This is a genomic window from Microcoleus sp. B4-D4, from assembly GCF_036705185.1.
GTDB lineage: Bacteria > Cyanobacteriota > Cyanobacteriia > Cyanobacteriales > Microcoleaceae > Microcoleus.
Window position 1 is genome coordinate 21,948 of record NZ_JAUBTX010000043.1, and the last position, 26,180, is coordinate 48,127.

19 protein-coding genes are annotated in these 26,180 nt (G+C 45.1%); 8 read left to right on the forward strand and 11 right to left on the reverse strand.

Going from position 1 to position 26,180, the window contains the following annotated elements:
• Positions 1-166: 166 nt before the first annotated feature.
• The 9 genes from QUB13_RS24095 to QUB13_RS24135 all read right to left on the reverse strand — a co-directional run bounded on the left by QUB13_RS24095 (position 167) and on the right by QUB13_RS24135 (position 11,094).
• The gene (locus tag QUB13_RS24095) at positions 167-1,822 is read right to left on the reverse strand and encodes a SpoIID/LytB domain-containing protein (protein WP_333385800.1); all 1,656 of its coding nucleotides are present in this window, start codon (positions 1,820-1,822) and stop codon (positions 167-169) included.
• A gap of 506 nt (positions 1,823-2,328) precedes the next feature.
• Positions 2,329-3,522 (reverse strand): M20 family metallopeptidase, encoded by a 1,194-nt coding sequence (locus QUB13_RS24100; protein ID WP_333385803.1) that lies wholly within the window; start codon positions 3,520-3,522, stop codon positions 2,329-2,331.
• 601 nt (positions 3,523-4,123) lie between these two features.
• On the reverse strand, positions 4,124-4,642 hold the full coding sequence (locus QUB13_RS24105) for a hypothetical protein (protein WP_333385806.1): 519 nt from the start codon (positions 4,640-4,642) through the stop codon (positions 4,124-4,126).
• Positions 4,639-6,192, reverse strand: a complete 1,554-nt coding sequence (locus tag QUB13_RS24110) for a hypothetical protein (RefSeq protein ID WP_333385809.1) — start codon at positions 6,190-6,192, stop codon at positions 4,639-4,641. The genes QUB13_RS24105 and QUB13_RS24110 overlap by 4 nt, the downstream gene beginning before the upstream one ends.
• A 52-nt stretch (positions 6,193-6,244) precedes the next feature.
• Positions 6,245-7,297 carry a restriction endonuclease gene (locus QUB13_RS24115; RefSeq protein ID WP_333385812.1) on the reverse strand — a complete coding sequence of 351 codons (1,053 nt, stop codon included), beginning with the start codon at positions 7,295-7,297 and terminating at the stop codon, positions 6,245-6,247.
• A 255-nt stretch (positions 7,298-7,552) separates the two neighbouring features.
• Positions 7,553-7,960, reverse strand: a complete 408-nt coding sequence (gene vapC, locus QUB13_RS24120; protein ID WP_333385813.1) for a type II toxin-antitoxin system VapC family toxin — start codon at positions 7,958-7,960, stop codon at positions 7,553-7,555.
• On the reverse strand, positions 7,947-8,159 hold the full coding sequence (locus QUB13_RS24125; protein WP_333365887.1) for a type II toxin-antitoxin system VapB family antitoxin: 213 nt from the start codon (positions 8,157-8,159) through the stop codon (positions 7,947-7,949). The genes vapC and QUB13_RS24125 overlap by 14 nt, the downstream gene beginning before the upstream one ends.
• A 384-nt stretch (positions 8,160-8,543) precedes the next feature.
• Entirely contained in the window at positions 8,544-10,328 is a 1,785-nt protein-coding gene (gene aspS, locus QUB13_RS24130; RefSeq protein WP_333385816.1) for an aspartate--tRNA ligase, read from the reverse strand.
• A gap of 160 nt (positions 10,329-10,488) precedes the next feature.
• Entirely contained in the window at positions 10,489-11,094 is a 606-nt protein-coding gene (locus QUB13_RS24135) for a hypothetical protein (protein ID WP_333385820.1), read from the reverse strand.
• Positions 11,095-12,169: 1,075 nt separating this feature from the next.
• On the opposite strand from QUB13_RS24135, the gene QUB13_RS24140 reads away from it, so the two are divergent.
• The 5 genes from QUB13_RS24140 to QUB13_RS24160 all read left to right on the forward strand — a co-directional run bounded on the left by QUB13_RS24140 (position 12,170) and on the right by QUB13_RS24160 (position 19,712).
• A complete protein-coding gene (locus QUB13_RS24140) occupies positions 12,170-13,510 on the forward strand; it encodes an ABC transporter ATP-binding protein (RefSeq protein WP_333385823.1) in 1,341 nt (446 codons plus the stop codon).
• A 277-nt stretch (positions 13,511-13,787) separates the two neighbouring features.
• Positions 13,788-15,524 carry an ABC transporter permease gene (locus QUB13_RS24145; RefSeq protein ID WP_333385825.1) on the forward strand — a complete coding sequence of 579 codons (1,737 nt, stop codon included), beginning with the start codon at positions 13,788-13,790 and terminating at the stop codon, positions 15,522-15,524.
• Positions 15,525-15,757: 233 nt separating this feature from the next.
• Positions 15,758-16,645 carry an amino acid ABC transporter substrate-binding protein gene (locus QUB13_RS24150; protein WP_333385828.1) on the forward strand — a complete coding sequence of 296 codons (888 nt, stop codon included), beginning with the start codon at positions 15,758-15,760 and terminating at the stop codon, positions 16,643-16,645.
• A 366-nt stretch (positions 16,646-17,011) separates the two neighbouring features.
• Complete coding sequence (gene mgtE / locus QUB13_RS24155) at positions 17,012-18,409, forward strand: magnesium transporter (RefSeq protein ID WP_333385831.1); 1,398 nt, start codon at positions 17,012-17,014, stop codon at positions 18,407-18,409.
• 358 nt (positions 18,410-18,767) lie between these two features.
• Positions 18,768-19,712 carry a hypothetical protein gene (locus tag QUB13_RS24160; protein ID WP_333093123.1) on the forward strand — a complete coding sequence of 315 codons (945 nt, stop codon included), beginning with the start codon at positions 18,768-18,770 and terminating at the stop codon, positions 19,710-19,712.
• A 427-nt stretch (positions 19,713-20,139) separates the two neighbouring features.
• Here QUB13_RS24160 and QUB13_RS24165 read toward each other — a convergent pair whose 3' ends face one another.
• Both QUB13_RS24165 and QUB13_RS24170 read right to left on the reverse strand, forming a co-directional pair.
• Positions 20,140-20,661, reverse strand: a complete 522-nt coding sequence (locus QUB13_RS24165; protein ID WP_194008114.1) for a hypothetical protein — start codon at positions 20,659-20,661, stop codon at positions 20,140-20,142.
• Between the two features lie 20 nt (positions 20,662-20,681).
• Positions 20,682-21,764: a ParM/StbA family protein gene (locus QUB13_RS24170; RefSeq protein WP_194008113.1), complete on the reverse strand. Its 1,083-nt coding sequence runs from the start codon at positions 21,762-21,764 to the stop codon at positions 20,682-20,684.
• 322 nt (positions 21,765-22,086) lie between these two features.
• Here QUB13_RS24170 and ftsH2 point away from each other — a divergent pair, with 322 nt between their 5' ends.
• The 3 genes from ftsH2 to QUB13_RS24185 all read left to right on the forward strand — a co-directional run bounded on the left by ftsH2 (position 22,087) and on the right by QUB13_RS24185 (position 26,007).
• Positions 22,087-23,976, forward strand: coding sequence for an ATP-dependent zinc metalloprotease FtsH2 (gene ftsH2, locus QUB13_RS24175; protein ID WP_194008112.1), 1,890 nt, complete (start codon positions 22,087-22,089; stop codon positions 23,974-23,976).
• Positions 23,977-24,174: 198 nt separating this feature from the next.
• Positions 24,175-24,558, forward strand: a complete 384-nt coding sequence (locus QUB13_RS24180) for a hypothetical protein (protein ID WP_333385837.1) — start codon at positions 24,175-24,177, stop codon at positions 24,556-24,558.
• Positions 24,559-24,717: 159 nt separating this feature from the next.
• Positions 24,718-26,007, forward strand: coding sequence for an aminopeptidase P N-terminal domain-containing protein (locus tag QUB13_RS24185; protein ID WP_333385840.1), 1,290 nt, complete (start codon positions 24,718-24,720; stop codon positions 26,005-26,007).
• Positions 26,008-26,180 lie beyond the last annotated feature (173 nt).

Below are 26,180 nucleotides of genomic sequence, written 5' to 3' on the forward strand. Positions count from 1 at the left end.
AACACTGTTTATCGCCCGGAGATCCCCCTCGCATCCCCCTTAAGAAGGGGGACTTTGAGTAACTTCTTGTCCCACCCCCTACTCCCCTTTTTAAGGGGAGTAGGGGTCGAGTAGGGGGCAAGCTAAGGGGGGATCTGTCTTCACCCAAGCGTATTGTCTCAATAAACTATTCCCGCCAAAATGTAATGGAATCGTTGAGGGGGACAACTTGAGCGCCGGGAAAATAAAAGCCCAGAATTCGATCGCCACTCCAGCCCAAATTAGCTAAATTGTAAGAACCAGTCTGACTCATTCCCACGCCGTGTCCGAAACCGCCTCCGACAAAAGCATAACCGTTGAGAGTTTTGTCTGGATTGTAAATCGGTTCTAGATAAAAAAGCGTGCTAATCGGCGGGTAAAAAGCATTGCGAATCTCATCTTTTTCGATATCGATGGAGCCCAAGTCAGTTTGAACCTTCATTTGCAAAACTCGACCGGCGGGCGACCTTTCCACCACTTCCACCTGAGTGAGAGTTTTAAAATTAGCTAGCGGGTGCTGTTTCTTTTGAAGATACTGTTTGAGAAATGCCCCAATCGATGTCAAAGAAACTTCTTCGCGCCAGCGGAAAGTGTCTTCTTTTTCCTCATTAAACCCTGTTTTGAGAGTCATAAAGCGGCGGAAGTTGTTTTCATCAGACAAGCTCTGCTTTGACAAATCCCAGACGTTCTTGGGGGAATCGATTATCGATCGCAAATATGGACGTTCCGGGCCGTGCCACACATCGCCAAAAGTAGCTGTCACGCCGCCGCTAGACGCAGAATAGAGCGCGTCTACGAGCTGATTTTGATAAGTTAGCACCAAACCGCTCGTTTGGGCGATCGCCTTATCGCTTTGCGGATAAACCTCCGTCACACCTTTATAAACCTGACAGTTAACATCAGCGCACAACTCATAATTATCCACAGCAAACCGGCGCAAATTTCTCAGGGCGTAGGTTCTCGCTAAAATAGTTTGAGCTACAATCGAAGCGTAAGGCGAAAAAGCCCCAATTTCGTGAGGAACAACACCCCGCAAATAAGTTTCCGTCTGCACCTCATTAACTAAAGTATAAGTGCCGTAAGAATTTTTTTGCAGGTGCAAACTGCCACCATAACGGCGAGTTTGTTGAAGAACTTTTTCGGGTTCAGTAGCTGTCGCCTCTTGAGTAGTTTCTTCCAATACCTCAATCGTATTTTTGCCCGCCGTCACATCCAACTCATTGCGGTTGAAACGAAAGCCATTTAAAATCCAAAATGCTTGGGGTATTTGTTTGATAACTTTGGAATCTAAAAAAGCTGTTTTGTTACCTTGAGCTTGCAAACTTTGCAACAGCCAGCGCCGCACTATAGGAGAATTATAAATATCTCTTTTCGCCCAAACTTGCCAGCGCAAAGGTTGAGCAATTTCTACATCAATACCCTTAGCGCGCCACTGATTGGCGCTATCTTCTGCGCTTTCAAAACTGCGGTGGGAACTCAGAACAACTCGTTCTTCTACTAATGGCGATTGCAGGGGTTTATTGGCAATTTCTAGCTTGATGCTGGGAGCAGTTTTGGTTTCTGTCCCTTGAGGAGTTTTGTAACTTAATGTTAAGCTGTCGCCCGGTAATGCTTTCAGCGTGAGTTTGTCGGTGGCTTTATTACCAAACCGCTGCACCACACCAATTTTGATGAGTCTATTTTGGGGATTTTGGGCGTTTCCCGCAGCGCCCAAAATCGGCAACAGGCACAATGCGGCGAATACAGTGCGAGAAAGGCAGCTAAGCCATTTGTAACTTGGAGTTGGAGGTGTTTGAGCGAACACAGTTATCTGTCTCCAGATAGTTGAAATTTGGGGAGTTTTGATTGTACGTTAGCACATTTGGCGGCTGCGGAGAGGGGAATTGCCGAAGATAGGCCAATATACTTGGGCTAGTCGCGATCTCAGAAACCGGGTTTCTTGCGTGATTTGTCGCTACTAAACGCACAATTTCCTAGAAACCCGGTTTCTAGCCTCCCGTGAGAAGCCCTGAAACTGTCCAAACTGCACTAACTAATATCGTGTCTGGTGGATTGATAACAACAAGATTAATGCGATCGTTCTGACTTCAATCCTCTAATTTGGAAAAAAACTGAATTTCTGACTGCGAACCTATGTTAATTTTGGGTAATTTAACGGCAAGGATATTACTTAGGATCGAAAACTTAATAACCTAACCACCTCCTACAGCCCTCTATCCTGTAAGTTGCGAGAAAGAAGGAGGCTCTTCCTCCGCACCTGCATTACCAGGCTCTTCCTGGTAACGAGAAATCGCTTAAGTTATTAAATTTTCATTCCTTAGTTGCTTGCTGTTTCCAATACTGACAGGCGGCATAGGCTAAGGTGACAGCGCCCGTAACTATAGCTGCTTCATCCACCTCAAACTGCGGGTGGTGGAGGGGATAGTTGGGTTTGTCAGTCAGTCCCACTCCTAAGCGAAACATGGTTCCCGGTGCGTGTTCTAGATACATTGAAAAATCTTCGGCGCCGAGGGATGGTTCTGGTAAAATTTGGACGCGCGATCGACCTAAAGCTTCTAAAGCTGCAGTTTCGACTAATTGCGTCAGTTTTGGGTCGTTTTGGACTCCGGGCACGCCGCGCTTGTAGGTGAGTTCGTATTTTGCGCCGTAAGTCGCGCAGACGCTGGAAACGATTTGTTCGATCCAAGCCGGTAGTTTTTCGTGGGTTTCGGGATGGAGCGATCGCACGGTTCCCAATAATTTTACTCGATCGGCAATCACGTTCGGCGCGCGTCCGCCGCTAATTTGCCCGATCGTCAAAACCACAGGCCTCAAAGGATTTTGCATCCGGCTAATTGCCTGCTGCAAACTGGTAATTACTTGAGAAGCTATCCAAATTGCATCGATCGCCTCGTGAGGACGCGCACCGTGGCCGGATTCGCCCATTACAATCACTTCTAGGTCATCCGCCGCCGCCGTCAGGGCCCCGTGGCGGATACCGACACAACCGCCGGGAATCGTCGGAAAAACGTGCACTCCGAGGATACCGTCAACATCTTGCATCGCCCCATCTTTAATCATCCATTGAGCACCTTGGGCAATCTCTTCCGCCGGCTGAAACAAAAAGCGGACGTTACCGGGCAATTTTTCTTTTAACTTAGACAAAATCATTGCCGCGCCCAAACCGACTGTGGTGTGGATATCGTGGCCGCAGGCGTGCATCACTCCCTCGTTGCGGGAGGCAAATTCTAGGTTAGTACGTTCTTGAATTGGCAAAGCGTCCATATCGGTACGAATTGCCAGCCACCGGGACTCGCTGCTGTCAACTTTGAGCTCGCCGAGCACTCCTGTTTTGCCGATTCCTTCTATGGCGCGGACTCCGCTGGATGCGAGAACTCCGGCTACATAGGCGGCGGTTTGATATTCTTGGCCGCTGAGTTCGGGGTGGGAGTGGATGTGGCGGCGAATTTCGATTAAGCGGGGTGCGAGGGTGGCGGCTAGTTCTTGGATGCGGGCAAGAAGCATAGATTATCTTGGGGAGTGCGGTACAAGCTGTAGTCAACTAGGTTAACGCATATGTTTGGGTGTGACACTGAGATTTTTTTTTATTAACCGCAGAGGGCGCTGAGAACGCGGAGAGAGGAGGGGAAAGAGATTTTGCTGGAGATGGGGAGTTGGAGTGGATTTTTGAGGCTTTAATGTTGTGTTTTGGTGGATTTTTTTGTGGTGATATCATTAAGCAGTAAATTACAATTGTTTTTTGTGATGAGTTTTGGTTTGTGGAATGTGATTGTTCTGATGGCAGTTGTTTTTGTTTTCAATCGCAGTTTGCGATCGTACTTTTTGATGTGAAGTGCGATCGGTCAAGATATTCAAACCGCACTGCCATTAATTAAATTGCGGTTGCCTTTTTGGATGTAGTCACGAGTTGGTAAGGCTATGACTTTGCAATACTCCGGACAGTTTTTGGAACGATACTACAAGCCTTACAGGGCAAGATCACAAAAAAGTAGAATTAAATGCAAGTCAGGGGTAGACGTGACATTGATTTAATTATCCACGCTCGCCTCAAAGTCCTAGGGAATAAGCCATTTGCCCATAGAAAAAGTGTCCGGACTATTGATTTTTAAGAGTTTGGTAATTGTTTAATCTCGTCCAGTATTTCTTGAAGCGTAAAGTAAATGTAGTAAAAAATTGCATTTCCATTTATGTCTATAGTGCCATATCGACGATATGGGCGACCATCACTACTGGTATATTTTATTTTAGGCTCATAGCCATCGTATTTTGGGCTAAGATAACCTAAGTTAATAGGAGCGCATTTTTCATCAAAAGTGATTCCCCATTTTATTTTTGCTTCTAACTTTCCATCAGGCTTTCGCTCCAAATCGTAGAACAGATTTTCATAAAAATACCTCATATCAATTTTTTGAAAGTCCAATTCTGTGATAAGCATTGGATAAGCTAGTGGTTTCACTTCTTGATCGGGCAACAATATATCAAAAAATTTCTTTGCTTCCCCAGTTATGTAATCCTCAGCAGCTTTTTTTTGTTCTTCATCTTTAAATGAAATTAGAGGAACATAACTGCTTTGGAAAAGTAGAGTTTCAGGGCAAATTCCTATAATATTTATTTTCTGATTCATGAGTTTTCCAGGTAGAGCTTTTGGATAATAAAGAAGTTAGCCTTAAATATTTTGATTCCTTTCATTTCTGGCTGTTGTTCAGTTTCTCCCAAAGGATCAGGCTCAGGTTCTGCTGTGTAATACCAAGGAATAAAAAATACACTCTCTGCAACAGTATGGGTTTGCTGGAGAGCAAATTCATAAGTAAGCTGCTTGAAGATATCATTATTGTATTTGTTTTTCGATTTTGGTGACGATGAGGGATTCAGATAAAAGTCAAGAGGTACATCCTTATAATCCAATATTCTTAGTTTAAATCCATTTTGTGTTTCTAATTTAAGAACTAAGTCAGGACGGGGAAACCGGCGCATTGCCCTACTTCTATCTCGGTTTTCCAATTCATTATACCTTGGGTTTGAGTAGACCAGCGTTCCCGGTTGAGTATCAAGCTCAATACAAAGTAGTTCATTCCATCCGAAGTTACCGGGATTTTTAGGATAGGGAATATTCGATATTGTCCTATAAATCCATTTATTACCGTACCCGTAGTTTCCATGATTAGCTTGGTGGTTGCCAACCCGTTTTGGTTCTTCACCTTGCCTCTCAGATTCTGGATTGGGAGGATCTTTCAAAGGTATATCGGTATCTGCATAGCAAATTTTATCTGGGTATTCTTTGAAGAAATAGGTGTTGCACATATCCTCCCAAACCAGAGAAAACCCTTTTATTCCCCAGTAGTCACCATCATTCTGATCGGGATTTATTTCGCCATATAAGAATATTTCAATAGCTTCATAAAGTCCCCAATAGTCAGCGTCTTTATAATAAGTATTTTTGTCTATGTTATCCAGCGCTTCTTTAAGAATGCTGATAGTTTCGCCAAAAGTGTCTTTGTCAAAAATTGACTGATTGCTGGTCAAGTAGCCGTCTTGGAAGCGTTGAGCAAGGAAGCGAATATCTTGACTGTGTGCTTGAATATTATCCGGCACATCGCCATCCAACTGCTGTACAATCTCATCGAGTATATAACAATACAGGTTCACGATATCAGTGCTTTCATAGCGCACCGTCGGACGTGGTAAATCCATCGCCTCGACGTAAATTACATCGTTATCGAGGTAGATAGCGCGATCTAAGTATTTGTAAAGTTGAGAATAATCAATATCTTCACTGCGTCTGGCTTTCTTTTGGATTGAGTTGATAGCAAGGTCATCGTAGGCTTCCAGTACCCGCTCGATCATTTTAATCTTGCTATAGAGTACACAAACTTCCCCATCTTCCGTTTGCATACTGACTCCGCCAGCAGAAAGGGTAGTCTGATCTTGGTCTTGCTGGAAGTCGGATCTGTTAAGGTTGAATCGGTTTGTGCCTGTATTGTCTCTCTCAAACTTGCGGAAAGTGCGATACATCTTGAAAAATAAATCCCGCACCTCGTTAAAGTTACCATCTGGAAAATTATCAAAGCCATTTGGCAGACAAAACTCATAACCATCTTCTAAAGCAGATTTACGGATTCCAACAAAAAAGTCATTGGAATTTTTAATCAACTTAAAGCTTGAAAAATCAAACATGGAGTGTCAAAAAAGAGAAGCTATTATTTTTAAGTAGAGACTTAAGACCAATTCAAACATTGAGATTCATTATGTTTGCAATGAACTCATTATGCAATTTAGTGAAATCACCGAAAGTGACGAGTTCATCTCTTGTTACCTTCAAAAGATCCACAAGGGGTTTTTTGTCACGGTTGAAAACGCTATCCCATAGGAAGAACATAAGTTTATTTTGTATCTGTTCAGCCGTTACAGGCTGTTTGATAAAGTAATAGCCAATTTGCTTGTCCTCAATTCCCCGAATGGAAGTGTGATGACTTTTGATAAAGCTGTTAAGTTTTTTTATTAGCTCTTCCCACTCATCCTTATCCACAATACCTGCTGTACCGTATGTTGCAGCAAGAGGTTTACTTTTATCCCAGTTGACAAATTCCCACTCCCAACGTCGTTTAAAGGCGCTATCCATAAAGTAAATGGAATTGTCAGAGGTGTTCATAGTAGCTAGGATGGAAAGATTAGGAGGAATACGAATACAGCTACCAATTATCTTATTGTTTTGAATTTCGATGTTAATTTTTGACAAAAGATCTTGATGCTTTTCTAGAGTTTTTGCTTGACCTTTTCCTTCATACTTATAAGTTGGTATTTGTCCTTCTCCCGATTTTTCCGTTCCCGCTTCTTCAAAGCCTATCAAATCAACAATCTTTCGTAATTCTAAATCAGAGACATTTATTCCATAGTCTGACCAGCCATTTTCAGCCCGATCTAAAAGTTGAAAAACTGTCCCAAAGATTGCTGAGGAATTACCTCTATTTATTTCATCAATCACTAAAGCTACATTTTTAACTTCTTCTCCTTCTTGATGAGAGAGAAGATTTTTGTAAGATTGTGCAAGTGCTTTTAAAAAATGACCTTCATAAAAGTTATATTCAACTTTTTTTGAGATAGTAATCGGCACCAGTTTTCCCATGAAGTCACCATAAGTGTACTCTGGATGGAAAACTGTTTTAATAACATTCTCTGGACTTTTTATTCTCAGATCAATCGGGACAATTTCCCGATCAATTCTGTAGCTTTTTCCAGTTCCAGGACTACCAAAGAGGATTTTCTGAATGGGAGTTTTCACTATGTTGACCTACTTAAGTTACAAAACGCTGGTGAAGAGATGTCAAGCTACAGATGTAAGTGCCAAGACCTACTCTGAGTCGTGAGCAGCCAGAGGTAAAATAGCTGAGGTAATATCCCTCCTGTTGCTATAATGAACTACTTATGGAGCTCTGTCAATCTTTTTTCGGTGAGTGAGGACGCAGTACGATCGCCAAAAAACGCGGTTTCTGACCACCCGAAAACCAAAGAAACCGGGTTTTTCACTTTTTAATCTTTAATTATTGTCAGGCCGGAAGCGCAAACAATTGAGCGATCGCACTTTCTGAATAGTTTCAAAATCACGATCGTTATGAACTAGAATAAGTTGGTGCTCGATCGCAAGTTGGGCAATGCAGCAGTCGATACTACTTCTAACCGTCAACCCCTGTCGTTGCAAATCGTAATAAATCCGAGCAGCCGCTACCCAAGTATTAGGCGTAGACTCGATGTAGTCTTGTTCTTGGAGATAAGTTTCTAATAGTGTCCACTCCCTTTCATCTCGACAACCTTGCAAAAGTTCCATCTGAGTAAATCGGTTTAGGAAAATACTTTCATCATTAATTATTGCTTCCAAGGATTGGCGTACTACACCTGTCTTGTCGCGCAAAACACCGATCCAGACGGAAGTATCAATCAGAAACATTTTTGTTTTCCCGCAAGGCTTTATAATCGTAGTCAGTCGAGAATTGAATTTGTCCGCTTAAATCCAGTAGGTTCCGCTTTTTGCGGGTGCGAATTAATTCTTGCAAAGCAAAGTCAATCAGTTCTTTTTCTGTTTTGAAATTGGTTAAGCGAAAGGCTTCTTTAACCAACTCTTCGTTAAGTTCAACGGGGGTTTTCATAGTTAATCTTTCATCTCATTGTAATGATACTTACCAGCCACGATCGCAATTTCGACCTCCGCAACTTGGTAAACTAATCGTTTTTACCTGTTTTTGATTGTGATAATTATAGCGTTTTTAGTTTAATGATAACGAAGTATTCTCGGAAAAACCCTGGTTTAGGACGGCGCACAAACAAAAGAAACCTGGTTTTTCGCAGTTTCTAGGAGGTGTGGCGAAGTATTCTGGGAAAAACCCGGTTTCTCGCCACCCATCCACTATTCATTGAAGGTGTTTTACATCTCGCAATCCTTGCAGGAGTCGTAAACTTTTTACCCCACCCCAACCCTCCCCTTACCAAGGGGAGGGAGTAAGAAATTCACAAATGATTTAGGATTGCTATACCTATGTTTTCGGTACGTAAGTCGATCGCACTTGCAACTCCTTCAACTGCTTCTCATCCACCCCAGCCGGCGCATTCGTCAGCAAACAACCCGCCTGCTGCGTCTTCGGAAACGCAATCACATCGCGAATCGATTCCTCACCAGCCAACAGCATCACCAACCGATCCAAGCCGTAAGCAATGCCTCCGTGGGGCGGAGTTCCATACTCAAACGCATCCAACAAAAAGCCGAACTTATTGTAAGCTTCCTCAGTCGATAAACCGATCGCCTCAAACACCTTTTCCTGAACATCCCGCTGATAAATCCGCAGAGAACCACCGCCCACTTCCGTGCCGTTTAACACCAAGTCGTAAGCTTGAGCTCTCGCCGTCTTCAAATCGTGAATATCGTCAGGATGCGGCGCAGTAAACGGGTGATGGATAGCTTCTAAACGCTTCTCGTCAGCGTTCCATTCAAACATCGGGAAATCCGTCACCCAAAGCAGATTCATCTTCTCTTTGTCGATCGCACCCAATTCGTTACCGACAAACAAACGCAATCTATCCAAAGTCTTATTGACAGCAGTCGCGTCGGCTGCTGCAAACAACAACAAATGACCAGGTTTCGCGCCCGTGCGATCGAGCAATTCCTGTTTTTGCGCTTCCGTTAAATTATCCTTAATTGCGCCGATCGTATCAATTTCGCCATTTTCCCGCACCCGGATAAAAGCCAATCCCTTCGCACCCGCTTCAGTGGCTTCCTTAAACAAATCGCCTTTTTTAATCCGTTCGTTAGAAAAAGCCTCATTCCCGCCCGGAATCGGCAAAGTTTTCACAATTCCGCCCGCAGCAATCGCCCCAGAAAACACCTTAAATCCCGAATCTTTCATCAAATCGGAAACATCGACCAATTCCATACCGAAACGAGTATCCGGTTTGTCGCTACCGTAGCGATCCATTGCTTCGGCGTAAGTCAAACGCGGGAAAGGACGCGGCAATTCTACGCCTTTAACACTTTGGAAAATTTGGCAAACTAAACCTTCGTTTAATTCCAGGATTTCTTCTAAAGACATGAAACTCATTTCCATGTCTAATTGCGTGAATTCCGGCTGTCTGTCGGCGCGCAAATCTTCATCGCGGAAACAGCGGGCAATTTGATAGTATCTGTCAAATCCCGAAACCATTAACAATTGTTTGAACAACTGCGGCGACTGTGGCAAAGCATACCATTCGCCGGGATTGACGCGGCTGGGAACTAAATAATCTCTGGCACCTTCGGGAGTCGATCGAGTTAAAATCGGCGTTTCAATTTCCATAAAATTGCCGACATCTTCCAGGTAACGGCGCATAGCTTTGACAACTTGGTGGCGAAGCTGCAAGTTGCGACTCATACGATCGCGCCGCAAGTCCAAATACCGATATTTCAAGCGCAAATCTTCCCGCACATTTTCATTATCCGCCGTGGAAATCTGAAACGGTAACTGCTTGCGTACCGCATTTAACAACTCAATTTCGTCCGCGTAAATTTCTATTTCACCCGTAGGCAATTTGGGGTTGAGGGAATCTTCGGGCCGGCTGGTGACTCTACCGGTAATTTTCACCACGTATTCGCCGCGCAAAGACTCAGCGCCGTGATAGGAGTCGGGGGTGCGTTCAGGATCGCTGACAATTTGCACAATACCCGATCGATCGCGCACGTCGAGAAAAATCACTCCGCCATGATCGCGGCGGCGATCCACCCAGCCGTAAAGGGTGACAGTCTCTCCGATATGTTTGCTTCGCAGGTCGCCGCAGTAGTAAGTTCTCATGGTTCGGGGTTTTGGACTAAGAATAAAGCTTTTTTATTATGCAGTATGGCTGAACCTTTTGCTGAATGCAAATTAAAGGGCGATCGCTATTAGCCCGCCCAGCTTTGAAACCGGGCGGGCGGGCTGTAGCGCAAACATTGCCAGATTGTGTCCAATCTTGCTAGGAATCGCCGCCATTGTTGCGAGACTTCTCAACAAACGCCGTTAGCGAGTTCCATGCAGACTTAGCCGTTTCCTTCAAGCGAGTCCCCAGCGACTCAATTTCTCCCACAACAACGTGCCAATTTTTTTCAGTTTGTTTCTGAATGTCGTCAACAGCTTGTTCGATGCGATCGCGTTCGACCAATTTATTTTGTTCCACCGCTTCTCGCGCTTGTCGCACAGCTTTCAAATAAGCTTCGCGGCTGACTTCGCCGGCATCTTGTACCTGCGCTTGCGCCCGCGTTTTAATTGCATCAAGTACCAGCCAATTTTTCTCGGATTCTTTTTTGATCAGGCTGACTGCTTCTTTCATTCTGTCTTTGGCGATCGACTTATTTTCGTCGATCGCGTCACTGGCTTTCGTCACAGCTTTCAAATAAGCTTCGCGGGTGAGTTCGCCAGCGGCTTGAAATTCGGCAGCAGCGCGTTTTTTGATTGATTCAAACAGGGCCGCAGTTTCTGCGATCGTTTCATCAGTCGCGTCGGGCATCTCTTGTTTGACGATCGCCGTCGTTTCGGGAGTTACCTCTACAATTGTTGTTTCAGTCACATTTGGATCTGTCATATCAATTATCTCCTTTCTTAAATCCGCTGGGAATGGACTTTGTATTTATAGCGCCAGAATTCATTCTGACATTTTAGCATTGAAGCCGCCTGTCGGATATCGCCCACTTGCAGGTACGGTTTAGCGCACTTAAATTTATGATAATTCCCTTCACCTAACAACGCACAACAAACTTAATTTTTCTCAACCATAGTTAAAGATTTAAATTTTCTATTTTCCCCCTGCAAATCTCCGACATCGCTAGTCTGTAACAATTGGTGACTTTTTTGGGCGTACAGCCAAGATTGAGGAAATTTGTATCGATATAGAACCCATTTGACATCTTTGAGTTTTTGGGTTGGGTGACGATAAATATAGAGAAAAACTGGTTTTTGCTATTTACGCAAGGGGCAAGAAACAGGGTTTCTACGAGTTTTTGGGTTGGGTGACGAGAAATATAGAGAGAAACCCGGTTTCTGAGATTTATGCAGAATAGATATCAAAGGGGTTCTATACTACTTTTTTAACTTACGGTTTAGAGTCCAATGTCTTGTAGCGCGATCGAGCTTACAGCCTTGCCATTTTTTACTGGGTAGCCAGTGCCATACTTGGAGTAATTGCCGTTCAGTTAGGCAGCATTTTAGCACGAATTGGCAAATAAATCAAATACCGTTTACATCTTTACATTATAGAGAATCGAGCACCTGTAAAAAAACACCAATGCCTAAGTCCGGCGAGTTATCGACAAATTAAAGATAATTTATATAAAATCAGTCATTGTAGCAATAATTTTCAAAATTAATCTCAAAATCCAGTTTTTTTAGAGAAACCAAGTTTTGGCGATCGCTCATCATTTCAGCTTTAATTGATATCTCGCAGATTTTACCCATTGTCGCCAGCAGGTCTTGCGAAAAATGAGTTTATGGGGTATAGGTATGGAAACCCAAGAATCAATTTTAAAACCGCCGCACCCGGACTCGTGCCTGCCGACAAATATCTGTTGTGCGTTTTCGAGAATTTTTGCTAATGACTGATGACCAATGACTAATCACTGGGACTACTGACTAAATTCAAACAAAACATAGGGGGTTTAGCTGTGATAGCTAAAACAGCAACAGAGTGCCTCATTACCTTAAAAGGCGTTAGCAAAGCTTACCAGCAGCCAAACGGTCAAAAAATTTCTATTTTAGAGCAAATTAATTTAGAATTGCGATCGGGCGAAATAGTAGCTTTGCTCGGCCCTTCCGGCTCAGGCAAATCAACATTAATGCGGATGATAGCCGGACTAATTCCGCCCAGCGAAGGTCAAATTTTCTACCATAATCGTCCTTTAATCGGCTTAAATCCTGGGGTGGCAATTGTATTTCAAAACTTTGCTCTTTATCCCTGGTTGACGGTACTAGAAAATGTAGAATTAGGCTTAAAAGCTAAAGGAGAAATGCCCGAACTGCGCCTCCAAAAAGCCTTGAAAATGATTGATATTATCGGTTTGGACGGATTTGAAAATGCTTATCCCAAAGAACTTTCTGGCGGAATGCGGCAGCGGGTGGGATTTGCTAGAGCTTTGGCGGTAGAACCCGAACTGCTTTGCATGGATGAACCGTTTTCAGCTTTAGATGTTCTGACTGCGGAAAACTTGCGGTTTGAGTTATTAGATTTGTGGCTGGAAAAAAAGATTCCTACCAAAGCTGTGTTAATCGTAACTCACGGAATTGAGGAAGCGGTTATTTTAGCCGATCGCATTGTAGTCCTCGGCCGCAATCCGGGGCGAATTCGTGCCGAATTGACCGTGAATTTGCCGCACTATCGCGATCGCAAAACAGCCGAATTCCAAACTCTCGTAGACCAAGTTTACAAAATCCTCACCAATCCCGAATTGAGCGGCCCCACAGTGACAGCACCTGCTGAAAGTGCTGCTGTGTCTCAACCTGAACCAGTCCCAACGCCTAAATACCAATCTCTGCCGCAGGTGCGAATCGGTGCGATCGCAGGTTTGCTGGAACTCTTAGAAGACCGCCAAGAGAAAGACCTCTACCGCCTCGGTCAAGAATTAATGCTAGAGGTAGACGACATTTTGCCGATCGTCGAAGCAGCAAAATTAATGGAATTCCTAGTAATCCAAGAAGGCGACCTGCTTTTAACACCAGTGGGCCTTCAATTCATAGCCGGCGGAATTGACCAGCGCAAACAAATTGTCCGCACCCAAATTATCAGCAACATTCTCCTCGTACAGCAAATTTATAGAATGCTTCAGGCCAAGCGCAATCACCGCATTTCAGAAGAGTTAATTCTGGATATTCTCGAAGCCCACTTTAGCCCGAAAGAAGCAATGCGACAATTGCAAACCGCGATTGATTGGGGTCGCTATGCCGAGTTGTACAGCTACGACGAACCAGGAGGCGAAATATTTTTAGAATCCGAAGCTAAAGATGAGTAGTCAGTTGACTGTTGACTGTTGACTGTTGACTGTTGACTGTTAACAGTTGACTGTTGACAGTAGTCATTGGTATTTTTACCGAATTACTAATAACAACTTCTGACTTCAACCTTCGTTAAATCCGTTAAATCAGTTAAATTCGTTAAAAAATCCGCTCCCGAACCTTTATTTCATCCGTTAAATCCGTTAAAAAATATGCTGCCGAACCTTCCTTTCATCCGCTAAATCCGTTAAAAATCCGCTGCCGAACTTCCTTCTTCCTTCTTCCTTCGGAATTATGACAAGACCCCTAATACCCGCCAATCAAACTTTAGAAAGATCCGCTTGGACTTGGCAAGATGGATTGCTGATTCTAGCGATATTTTCTCTAATTTTCGTAATCGTTCAAACAGCATCTCAATTCAACGGTGAGTACAACCCTAACTTTAAAATTGAGACCACACTAAATGTCTTGCCAGGGTATACAGCCCAGACTCTTTTACGCATGACAGCCGCCTATTTTTTATCCTTGCTATTTACCTTAGTTTATGCTTATTCTGCTTACCGTTCTGCCCTAGCAGCCAAAATTTTAATTCCCTTGTTAGACATTTTACAGTCAATTCCGGTTTTATCTTTTTTGCCCGGAGTTGTTTTAGCCCTAGTGACTTTATTTCCAGGTCAAAGAATCGGCGTAGAACTCGCATCGATTATCTTAATATTTACTGGAATGACTTGGAATATGACCTTTAGTTTCTATCAGTCGCTTTCCGGGATTCCGCAAGAACTAAAGGAAGCTGCACGAGTTTATCGCCTCAATGCTTGGCAGCAATTTTGGACGTTAGAATTGCCCGCTGGTGCGATCGGACTGGTGTGGAACAGCGTCATGTCAGTGGCTGGCGGGTGGTTCTTTTTGATTGCGATCGAGTCTTTTACCTTGGGCGACAAAAATTTTAATTTGCCCGGACTTGGTTCCTATTTGGGCAAAGCAGCCAATGAAGGCAATTTTGGGGCGATCGGCTGGGGTTTAGCAATATTAATTGGTACGATCGTGGCGATCGACTTTTTCATCTGGCAGCCTTTAATTGCTTGGGCAGAAAAATTTAAATATCAAACCGTGGAAGCTACCAACGTACCGCAGTCAAAGGTGTTGGATTTTTTAAGGCGATCGCCCACACTGCGGGTGTTGAAGTCGCGGATTTCGCCCCTAGGCGACAGTTTCGATCGCACTTTAGCCAGAGGTTTTGCACCTGCTAACTTACCAAGAAGCGATCGCCCGCAAAGCCACCTCGGAAATTGGATAAATTGGCTGTTTCTGTGCGGGTTTGCCGCGATCGTGCTTTGGGGAACATGGGAAGCAGTGCTGCTGCTCAGGTTGCTGAGTTTTTCGGACTGGCAAAAAGTCATGGGAGGTGCATTTTTTACCGCTTTACGAGTCATTTGCGCCCTATTTTTATCGCTGTTGTGGACAGTACCCCTCGGAGTGGCGATCGGGCGAAATCCGCGTTTAGCTCAACTTTTGCAACCCTTAGTACAAATAGCCGCTTCTGTACCAGCAACGGCTTTATTTCCTGTATTGCTGCTAGCTTTAATTCACGCTGGAGGCGGCTTACAAATAGGTTCTGTGGCGTTGATGATGTTGGGTACAATGTGGTATTTGCTGTTTAATGTGATTGCCGGCGCTCAATCCATACCATCGGAATTGTTTGAAGCCGCGCAAGTTTATAAGCTTTCACTAATTCAGCGCTGGAAAACTTTAATTATTCCCGGAATCTTCCCTTACTTAATTACAGGAATTATTACGGCGGTGGGGGGAGCTTGGAATGCGAGTATTGTCAGCGAATACGTGCAGTTTAAAGGTGAAATAATTAAAACAAGCGGCTTGGGCGAGACGATTTCTGAAGCCACGGCATCGGGCAATTTTCCTCTGCTATTGGCAGCTACTTCTGTGATGTCGCTGCTGGTGGTATTGACTAACCGTTTGGTGTGGCGGCCGCTTTACCGTTTGGCACAAGAAAAATATCAGTTGTTGGTTTAATTTCGGGGTCAATATCATGTCCCGTCGCTCTACAACAATAAAATTGGTTCGATCGTTCCGAATGCAAGTCGTCTGATTTATGAAGACTTGCATTCCGATACGGAGAACACCCGATCGCGCGCAGCACCCAAAACACCCCGACCGCCCAAAATTAGACCGCCAAAATATATTGACAATGTTGGTTTTGTGCGTATGATATTAAAAACCCGTAAAATATTTATTTGGATGTTAAAGTGACCGACAAAAAAAATACCAGCAAAACCCTAAAATTTGCAGCGATCGGCTGCTTCTTGTCGATATTGTTTCCCGCAGTTTTACCTTCAGTTGCCTCCGCCGAAACAGCACTGCAAGAAATTAAGCAAACCGGCATTCTGAAAGTCGGCATCAGAAAAGATGCTGCTCCCTTCGGCTACTTAGAAGGCGAAAAGTGGCAAGGAGTTTGCATCGAAGAGTTAGAGTTTTTCCGAGCTGACTTAGAAAAGAAATTAAATCGCTCTGTTCGCTTAGAAAAACTCGAAACAAACCTCAACGAATCAGCCGAAAAAGGGCGATTTCGTAGCGTCACCAGCAAGCGCGCTCACCTGGAATGCGGGCCCAATACAATCCTCCAAAATCCCCCCAGCGGAATTGCCTATTCGCTACCCTTTTTATACAGCGGCACCTATCTGTTAGTCAAGCCAGAAAACAAACTGAGAGTCAATCCTTCGGGATTCCTGCAAGGCGCGACAATTGGCGTGTTGAGCGGTTCTCTTACCGAACAATTCATTGCAGGCAGATATCAACTAGCCAACCAGAAAATTTATCAAGGTATGGCGGGCAGAGAGTCTGGTGTGGCAGATGCGGCAGCCGGAAAAATCGATGCCTTCGCTAGCGATGGAATGCTGTTAGTTGGAGAAGCTCTGAGACAGGGTTTAACTCAAAACCAGTATTCTTTGATACCGGAGCAGCCTTTAACCTGCATTTCCTATGGCATGATCCTGCCAGCAGGTGATACTGAATGGAAAGAAACGGTCAATAATTTTATTCGCAATCAAAGTTCTACGAATTTGTTGGAAAAAGTGTTCGGGCCCAATTCTCCTTTCCTACCGATGAGTGTCGCCGATCAAAATAAATGTATTTGATCCCAAATCGGTTCAACAGTTGACAGCATATAGGTTGACAGTTACCCCGCGCTCGATCGCCAGGAGATTGCGGACAAGGGAAATTAATTTTTTTCTTCGATCCTTCAAGGGAGAGGCTTTAAACCAATTTTTTCTGGTAAAGTGCGGATTGTGTCATGGCAAGTTCGATCGCTGCGACGAGTGGTGTCAATAGGCTCTAAACTGGATTCAGGAAGGCGCGCAGCACAGGTTTATACCAGTTTCCCCCAAAAATGTAACTGTAGGTAAACTCCAAAACCGCTGACTCCGTAAGTCATCCCCAATTCTTTAATCGATAATCTTCTATGCGAAAATCGAAAAGCGAAAAGGGCATTAGGAGGGTCATCAGTGACAGAAAAAAGTTATCAATCGTCTTCGCTTCCCACCTACGCGCGAAAAGAACTGCGGGAATTAGTTCGATCGCAGTTAAGGGCTTTGTTAGAACAAGGAGACTTTAAAGGAGCAAAAGCGATTTTGCATCCGGTGCAGGAGGCGGACATCGCTGAAGCGATCGAAGGCCTGCCAGAAACCATGCAAGTAATAGCTTTCCGGTTGCTTTCCAAAGACGAAGCCATCGGAGTTTACGAATATCTCGACTCCAGCGTTCAGCAGTCCCTCTGCGAAAAATTCAAACGCCAAGAAGTCCTCGACATTGTAGACAAAATGTCGCCGGACGATCGAGCAAAACTGTTTGACGAACTGCCGGCGATATTAGTCCGCCGCCTTTTAGGCGAATTGAGTCCGACGGAACGAGAAGCAACGGCCCAACTCTTGGGTTACGAAGCCAGTAGCGCCGGCCGGATCATGACCCCAGAATATATTTCTCTGAAAGAAAGTTTTACCGTCGCCCAAGCTTTAGACCGAATTCGGTCTTTGGCTAAAACTACCGAAACAATTTATTCTCTTTATGTCACCGATGCCGGACGCAGCCTGACGGGCATTTTATCCTTGCGGGATTTGGTCACTTCCCCCCTCGACAAAACAGTCGGCGAAATTATGACTCGCGACGTAGTTTCTGTTCAAACTGGAACGGATCGAGAAGAAGTAGCTAGGCTGATCCAGCGTTACGATTTTTTAGCAGTGCCCGTTGTAGACCGCGAACAGCGTCTTGTGGGGATCATTACAGTTGACGATGCGATCGACATTTTAGAAGAAGAAGCTGATAAAGATATTTATACCTTGGGCGGTGTCCAGTCCGGCGGCGACAATTATTTTCAGACCGATTTAATCACCGTTGCTCGCAAAAGGGTCGTGTGGCTGTTTGTTCTGCTCTTAACCAATACAGTCACTGGGGCAATTATTAGAGCGCAAGAAGATATTTTGCAGCAAGTAGTCGCCCTAGCAGCCTTTATTCCGCTACTGACTGGCACTGGAGGTAATGTCGGTGCCCAGTCTTCAACAGTTATAATTCGCGGTTTGAACACTGACGAAATTACGGCGATGGGCCCGTTTAAAGTAATTGTGCGCGAGGGGATGGCGGGAGCGCTGTTAGGAGCTATATTAGGGACTGTAGCAACGGGCTGGGCTTACACTCTGCAAGGGAATTTAGCAGTGGCAATCGCAGTGGGAGTAAGTTTGTTGGCGATCGCAATTTTAGCTTCTCTTGCCGGTTCATCTCTGCCGTTTCTATTTCGTTCTTTGGGTTTAGACCCAGCTTTAATGTCTGCTCCTTTTATTACCACCGCCGTTGATGTCCTCGGAGTTTTGATTTATTTCTCTTTAGCTCGGGCAATTTTGCAGATTTAATATATTTAATGAGATGACGGTTAATAAAAAATTTAATTTGTTTTTCACCGCTGCTCAATTCACGGTCTGCATCCGATCGCACTTTATTTTTACCTGAATATTTATAGTTGATTTAAAAATCATGCAATTATAGGCCAATACGGTTTACTTAAGACGATCTCCCTGGCACACCCCTTAAAAAGGGGGGAACAATAATCCCCTCAAAGTCAACCCCTACTCCCCTTCTTAAGGGATTTAGGGGGATCTCCGGGGCATAAATATGTTAAGTGAACTGTATTGAATTATAGGCAAACTCCAAACTCCCATCGACCTCGGTCATTCCCAATCAACAATTAAAAATCAAAAATGGTATTAGCCTATGTCACCATCCAATTCACCAACTACAATCAAAAAATCCCAGCCTAGCAATTTGTTAGACACTGCTGAATTGGTTTTTCTTGCTGCTTCGGCTGCGGGATTGGCTGCTAGTTTGGTTTGGCAGCAGGGCGTTTATGTCGAAGTGCCTGTAGTGATTTCGCTGGTGTTGAATTTTGTGAACCGGCAGAAGCTGCACGGCCAAGTTAAAACAAGTACGGCGGCTGTGTTCGATCGCGTAAATCAACAAGCAACTATTACCGATCGCGCGATCGAGCAATTGCAACTTGCTGTAAATACCCTAGACGAAGCCCTAGGCCAAACATCTCGCGAAAACCTCAATGTTGGATCGGGAGAAAACGTACACTCTCTAATTTCCGCCATTGAGAACCTGCGCCAGCGACTAATCATTTTAGAAAAAACGATTAAAATGATTCAAAGCGATATCGAAGTCACCAGTCGCCAATTCAAACAGCGCCCGGAGTTGCAACAAATCGAAACTTTGACAACAATCATTCTCGACTTGCAGCAGTTTATCAACGAACTGCCGCAGTGGGGCAGTTTGCAGCAGCGGCAGCTAACAGAAATTCAGCAAAAAGCAGACAATGCTTTGGTCGAGCTTGCTCAAGAAATTGCTGCAATTCCCAACCGCATACAGGAAGCTGTAGCTAGTCGTGGCGGTGCAATCAACCCGCAGTTGAACGCTGGTGGCTCGAATTTGGAGTCTGACAGTTCTCAGATGCAGCATAATGCCGATCGACCTAAAAACCAGAACGAGAAAATTCGCCAAAAATATCCCAGAGCTTATGTAAAGTGGAGTCAGGATGAAGACGAAAATTTGCAGAAAGAATATGCTAGCGGTCAACAAATTGGCGAATTAGCTCAGAGATTTCAGCGACAGCCGGCTGCTATTCGTTCTCGCTTACAAAAACTAGGATCGATCGAATAATATCAAGGGAATTGACCAAACAGGGCCTTCGCAAAACAGGGCATTGGTTACTATTTCACGAAAATTGAGAACCGCTATATCGAGACTAATGATATCAATTCCGGTTGCACTCATACATGATGTTAACAGTTAACAGTTAACAGTTAACTGTTAATTTACTATTCCGATGCCAATAGATTTGATATGACTAACAACTAACAACTGAGGGCGGGTACGGGGCACCGCCCCTACCAACTAATAACCAATAACTAATAACCAATAACTAATAACCAATAACCAATAACCAATAACCAATAACTAATAACTAATAAAAAAAGATCGCCTTTTTTTCAAAAGAGCGATCGACTTTATTTATTCTAGTACCGACTGTCAACAGCCGATCGCTAACATCAAATCTCAAGGCCCGATAGCCTTGTTCTACCTCATACTAGAAATCTTGCGGTAACAAAGAACTTAAACGCTCCAACAAAGGATCGGACTCCCGACGAGGCCCAACCTCAGCATCAGAAATGACATTATCATCCGCCACAGAATCAGACTTAATCGAGTCAGGCTCTACTACTTTTGAAACTGGGGCAAAAGAAACTTGAGCAAACTTACTGTTAACACTTCCCTGCAACTGATCCAACTGCGCGCCCAGTTGACTTAGGTGATGTTCCAGTCCTTCCAAACGGCTTAATTCCTCAGCAGAAACATGGCGCTCGAACTCAGCAAATTTGACCGCAAGTTCAGCTATACGCTGTTCCAAGCGCTGAAAGCTATCTGTTGTAGAGCCAGCAGACTCAGATACAGACAAAAACTGCCACAAAGCTTGCTTGCAGAGATTGCCGAAAGTCTGATACTTCGTAAAAGCCAACTCTTTTTCAATAGCGGCCAGTAAAGTTTGATCGGCAGCATCTTCAGTAAACGCCACCGAGAAATTCGCCTTATTTTTTGCCCACAGTGCCATAGGGTTCAAGCCTTAATGCGTTACTTAATTGTGGCTAGCTGAGCCTCAGCATAAATAAACTGTCCCAAAGCATTAGCTTTCCGAGAAGGTTGAGCCAAGTGAGCCTTAAGATTGGCATCTTTGAGCAAAGGTTGGAGTACCTCCCAGAAAAACTCGCCGCCGCCGCCAGTCAGAACCACATCCGTCACCCGTTCTGGCAGCCACTGCACTAAACGTTCGGATAGTTCGTTAGCAAAAGCCTCCCGTAAATCCTTAATAATCGGATCTAAGTTAGTCGGCTTAGTCGCTCCTCTCGGACGGTAGAAACGCTCGCCTTCTGGTTTATTCACCGCTTCTAGTAAAGACAGAGATTGAGGGTCTGCCCCCGGAATTTTGGAGGCTACTTGTTCGTAGAACTTGTTCATGGCGAAAGAATCGCTCTTAGAAGCCGCCCGGGCGAACCGGAAACGATCGACCATTAACAAATCAGTAGTTTGGTGTCCGATATCGACAACAGCCACCGACAGTTCCGGTAAATCCGGCGTAAACTCCTTATTGTCTTGAGCCTCACACCAAATCAGGCTGCCGAATCCTTCCGGCATCACCCAAACGTGGCGGATGTCAATTTCCACGCGCTCACCTCGGTAGACCACCACGTGGGGAGAGCGAAGTTGGCTGATAATCTCTTCCTTTTCTTTTTCAAACTGATCCTGGGAATAAAAAGGCAAACCCAGCACTACGGCCATTTCGCCCTTCATCTGGAAATATCCAGCACAGGAAAAAACCTTAACCAAAGCATCCACTACTTTCGACTGGTCTGCGCCGCCGAGATTAGCGCCAAAGTCTGCAGCCAGTTGACCGATCGCGTATCCCTTGCCTTGGTACTCTAGCCACATATCCAACAGAGGGTCTGTTGCTTTGGACTCAAAGCTGCCGCCCCGCACCTTTTCCACTGGCATATTAGCCACGTTGGCGGGGATAAAAACAACGCCGTTTGGGTTGCGACTTACGCAAGCTTTAGTTGCAGTACGACCCAAATCAGCACTAATAATCGATTTGTGAGAAGCGATCTTAGTCTGCTGCGTCAGCATAGCCGAATTAGGAACAAGCTGTCTAGTTGTCATCGAAATGTGTTACCTCACTGAGCCTCACCATTATCATGCCTTATCCCTTGACACTGCCACGCTTAAAGACAGTGGGTTTTGAGGCGATTCTTTTAACTCTACCTATATCGGTATCGAAATCAGCACCAAACATTATATTCGGGACGATCGCAGTTGCAGTAACTAACCTAACTTTTTTTTCTAGGGATCGCGAGCAAGGCCTGTTGCCCGATCGTGCATTGTTAAGTTAAATTTAGTTAAGATTCTGAGTGTAAAGTTTTGTCCCGCTCCTGAGGCACCGCGCTCTTACCCGATCTGTCCCCAATTCAAGGCATCCCTATTTATGAAAATTTCTTGGCGAACTATACTACTTTGGACTTTACCCGCCCTGGTAATCGGCTTTTTCTTGTGGCAGGGAGCCTTTGCCCCATCCCCAGCAGAAATGAGTAAGAACACCGCCAGCACACGCTTAAGCTACGGTCGATTCTTAGATTACTTAAACGCCGGTCGAGTCACCAGCGTTGATTTGTACGACGGAGGTCGGACGGCGATCGTCCTAGCCGTAGATCCCGAATTAGACAATCGCGAGCAGCGGTGGCGGGTGGACTTGCCATCAAATTCCCCGGAACTCGTTTCTAGGCTAAGAGACTCCCAAATCAGCTTCGACACCCATCCCCTGCGGAACGACGGCGCAGTCTGGGGACTTTTAGGCAATCTAGTATTTCCCCTCTTGTTAGTCGGAGGGCTGTTTTTCCTCTTCCGCCGCGGCGGTGGCAACGTGCCCGGAGGCCCTGGCCAAGCGATGAACTTTGGCAAATCCAAAGCACGCTTTCAAATGGAAGCTAAAACAGGCGTACTGTTCGACGACGTAGCAGGCGTAGAGGAAGCCAAAGAAGAACTTCAAGAAGTCGTAACATTCCTCAAAAAACCCGAACGCTTCACCGCAGTAGGGGCGAAGATTCCCAAAGGCGTGCTGCTAGTAGGCCCTCCCGGAACCGGTAAAACCTTGCTAGCAAAAGCGATCGCAGGCGAAGCCGGCGTGCCTTTCTTCAGCATCTCCGGTTCAGAATTTGTGGAAATGTTCGTCGGTGTCGGCGCATCCCGCGTCCGCGACTTGTTCAAAAAAGCCAAAGAAAACGCTCCTTGCATAATCTTTATCGATGAAATCGATGCAGTGGGCCGCCAGCGCGGCGCAGGCATCGGCGGCGGTAACGACGAACGGGAACAAACCCTGAACCAGTTACTGACCGAAATGGACGGTTTTGAGGGCAATACTGGGATTATCATCATTGCTGCTACAAACCGCCCCGACGTGCTCGATTCGGCGCTGCTGCGTCCGGGTCGTTTTGACCGCCAAGTTAGCGTAGATACGCCGGATATCAAAGGGCGCTTGGAAATTTTGGAAGTTCACGCGCGCAACAAGAAGCTGTCTGCGGAGATTTCTTTGGATGCCATCGCCCGCCGCACTCCAGGTTTTACCGGCGCTGATTTGGCTAACTTGCTCAACGAAGCTGCTATTTTAACAGCGAGACGCCGCAAAGAAGCGATTACGATGCTCGAAGTTGACGATGCAGTCGATCGCGTGGTAGCAGGTATGGAAGGCACGCCGCTGGTGGACAGCAAGAGCAAGCGTTTGATTGCTTACCACGAAATCGGCCACGCGGTCGTCGGTACTTTGATTCAAGCCCACGATCCCGTGCAAAAAGTTACCTTAGTCCCTCGCGGACAAGCTCGCGGCTTGACTTGGTTCATGCCTAGCGAAGACCAAGGTTTGATTTCTCGATCGCAAATCTTAGCCCGGATTAGCGGTGCTTTGGGCGGCCGCGCAGCCGAAGAAGTAGTTTTCGGTGATGCTGAAGTTACCACCGGTGCCGGCAACGACTTGCAGCAAGTCAGCGGTATGGCCCGCCAAATGGTTACTCGCTACGGGATGTCTACCTTGGGCCCGATCGCCCTAGAAGCTCAGCAAAGCGAAATTTTCCTCGGCCGCGACTACACGGCGCGATCGGAATATTCCGAAGAAATTGCCTCTCGGATTGACGGACAAGTCCGGGAAATTGTCGATCGCTGTTACGAAGATGCCCGCCGCATTATTCGCGAAAATCGCACTGTGGTCGATCGTTTAGTCGATTTGCTGATCGAAAAAGAAACCATCGACGGCGAAGAGTTGCGCCTGATCGTCTCTGAATATACTTTTGTTCCTGAAAAAGAACAGTACGTTCCTCAGCTTTAAAAAGTTCAAGGCGAATATTCAGGGCGAATAGAATTCGCGACTACACAAACAAAGTCCGCCTCCACGGACTGAAGAAATTCAACCCGCGCAGGCGGGTTTTGTCTGTTTAGCAGCGGTTTCAACCGCCGACTCAAAAGAAACTTTAAAAAGTTCAAGGCGAATATTCAGGGCGAATAAAATTCGCTCAAAAGAAACTATATGATTAAGAATTCATCGATTTGTTTGATAGTAATTTCAACATTAATTTCCGTCAACACTTTGAGCGCCCGCGCCGAAAAATTAAGATGTTTTGTAGATATTTGTATCGACCCCAGCAGCGTAGAATTAAGCAAATCCGATATTCCCGGTGCTCCTTCTTATCCCGTCATAATTATTTTAGGCACTCAGCAGTTTAGTAACGAGAAAATGCTGGTGCAAATGGAAGTTAACTGCAATTCGCGAGAGTTTAGAACAGTCAGAATTAGCGAAGATGGCGAAAATTGGTCGAATTTCGATCCGAGATGGACTTTGGTCGATCGCACAAACTCATATTTGTCTCGGCTGGTAGACTATAGTTGTCAATTGGCGATCGCCGAACAATAGCATAAATACAACAATCAGTAGACCAACAAAAAAACAGATCGCCGATATCCGCATCCTCAACCCTTGACTTGCGGGTTTTTTCAGTGTAAAAGCGGTTGAAACCGCCGAATGTTAATATTAAACTCAATCTAAAATCTAAAATCTAAAATCTAAAATCGGATGACTAACCCCAGCGAATACCGACAAAGACGCGAACATTTAATGGCAAAAATTGGCAGCGGAACCGCGATATTTCGCAGCGCCCCCGCAGCCGTCATGCACAACGATGTAGAATACGCCTACCGACAAGATAGCGATTTTTTCTACTTAACAGGTTTCAAGGAAGCGGGGGCGGTAGCAGTGCTCGCACCGCATCACGAAGAACACAAATTTGTCCTCTTCGTGCAGCCAAAAGACTTGGAAAAAGAAACTTGGCACGGTTATCGCGCCGGAGTAGAAGGCGCTAAGGAGCTGTACGGCGCTGATGAAGCGTTTCCCATCGCCGAACTGGCCGAAAAATTGCCAAAATTTCTAGAAAAGGCCGATCGCATATATTATCACTTCGGGCGCGATCGGAATTTCGACCAAACAATCCTCAATCACTGGCAAAGCTTGATGGCAACCTACCCGAAACGCGGTACAGGCCCCACAGCAATCGAAGATTCCAACATCATTTTACACCCGATGCGGCTGGTGAAAAGCGAAACAGAATTAGCATTAATGCGAAAAGCCGCTAATATCTCAGTTATCGCCCACAACCGCGCCCAAGAATTCGCCAAACCTGGCAGGTACGAATACGAAATTCAAGCAGAAATTGAACATATTTTTGGCATGAACGGTGCCACTTCCGCTTATCCTTCCATTGTCGCCTCCGGTAACAATGCCTGCGTCCTCCACTACATCGAAAACAACCGCCAAATGCAGGAAAACGATTTGCTGCTAATAGATGCCGGTTGTGGTTGCGACTACTACAACGCCGACATTACTCGCACCTTTCCTATTAGCGGCAAATTCACCGCCGAACAACAGACTATTTACGACTTAGTTTTGCAAGCACAATTGCAGGCAATCAGTCAAGTATATCCGGGAAATCCTTACAGCAAAATTCACGAAACAGCAGTGCGTGTTTTAGTGGAAGGTTTAATGGATTTAAAACTTTTGGTCGGCGACATTGAAGAGATAATTAAAGAGGAGAAATACAAGCCGTTTTATATGCACCGCACCGGACATTGGCTGGGATTGGACGTACACGATGTCGGGGTTTATCAGTACGGCGAAAATTCGCAAGTTTTGCAGGCGGGACAAGTGCTGACGGTAGAACCGGGGATTTATATTTCTCCTTATATTAAACCCGTAGAAGGACAGCCGGAGATTCCTGAAAAATGGCGCGGTATTGGTGTGAGAATTGAAGATGATGTCTTGGTGACAGTTGACAATCACGAAGTATTAACAGCGGGAGTTCCTAAATGATTGTTGACTGTTGACTGTTGGCTGTTGACTGTTGACTGTTGACTGTTGGCAGTTGCCGCCTTTAAATTGTATATTAAAAAAAATCAAACAATGAGTGGGGTTTCCCGCTCGCCCTGAATATTCAATTTAAAGGCGCGACAGCTTATTTCTTATTTCTTATTTATTTATTTATT